Below are 1084 nucleotides of genomic sequence, written 5' to 3' on the forward strand. Positions count from 1 at the left end.
CGGCGGCCGTATTCGGCGAGCGCGGCACCGAGATTGATCGTGCTCGTCGTCTTGCCGACGCCGCCTTTCTGGTTGCACATGGCGACCACCCAGGCGGGCCCGTGTGTCGACACCGGCGGCGGTACCGGAAAGACGGGCAACGGGCGTCCGGTGGGCCCGATCTCGCCGGCGTCACCATCGGCGGCGGGGATGTCGGCGGCGTCGAACTGGCTGTCATCGGGCAGCGCTGGTTCCCCGACGGTCATCCGCCCGTACGGGGGGCGTACCGGGGCCGCCATCGGCGAAGTATCGGCGGTCATGTCGAGGGACCTGCTCCCTTCTTGCGGATCGGTGCGCGGAGAGCAGAAGCGGACCGACAGGAGCGTACCGACCGATGGTCGGACGCATCCCGCCGGGTCGGTAGCCGCGGCCCGGCGCAGCCGATGTCCCCGTTGTTCCGGTCCGCTCCCGACGGGTTCCACCGATAGCGGCAGACAGCTCTCAATAACAGTTGGTAACTATACCGGGACGTATTTCCACCGGCGGGAATTGCCGGCCCACCGTGAACGGTGCTTGGCTTGAAGCCTGGCTGAAGCTTGGCTGAAGCCTGGCCTGCACCTGTCCGGACGGCCGGGGCAAGCCCGTCTGGACGGCCGGGAACTGCACGATCATGCTTGGTGCGCAGCCGGGTGTCCGGGCCGCCGACGGTCGACGACGACGGGAGCATGACAATGGGCGCGACAACGGATGCGGTGACTGTGCGTGGCGTGGTTTCCCTGGAGAAGGGCGCCCCCGTCACCCTGACGGAGATAGTCGTCCCCGCCCCGGGGCCGGGGGAGGCGCGGGTACAGGTCCAGGCGTGCGGCGTCTGCCACACCGATCTGCACTATCGCGAGGGCGCCATCAACAACGACTACCCCTTCCTCCTCGGCCACGAGGCCGCCGGGACCGTCGAGGCTGTCGGCGACGGGGTCACCTCACTGGTGCCCGGCGACTACGTGGTGATCGCCTGGCGGGCGCCCTGCGGGAGCTGTCGTTCCTGCCTGCGCGGCCGGCCGTGGTACTGCTTCGACTCCCGCAACGCCAGCCAGCCGATGCGGCTGGG

General features: G+C 69.6%; 2 pseudogenes (both only partly in view). One reads left to right on the top strand and one right to left on the bottom strand.

Annotated features, from left to right (window positions below):
• Nucleotides 1-299: pseudogene (locus tag FrCorBMG51_RS09005) on the bottom strand (ParA family protein) (it extends 734 nt beyond the left edge of the window).
• Between the two features lie 411 nt (nt 300-710).
• Here FrCorBMG51_RS09005 and FrCorBMG51_RS09010 point away from each other — a divergent pair.
• Nucleotides 711-1084, top strand: a pseudogene (locus FrCorBMG51_RS09010) (S-(hydroxymethyl)mycothiol dehydrogenase) (it continues 756 nt past the right edge of the window).

The organism is Protofrankia coriariae, from assembly GCF_001017755.1.
Taxonomy (GTDB): Bacteria; Actinomycetota; Actinomycetes; order Frankiales; family Frankiaceae; genus Protofrankia; species Protofrankia coriariae.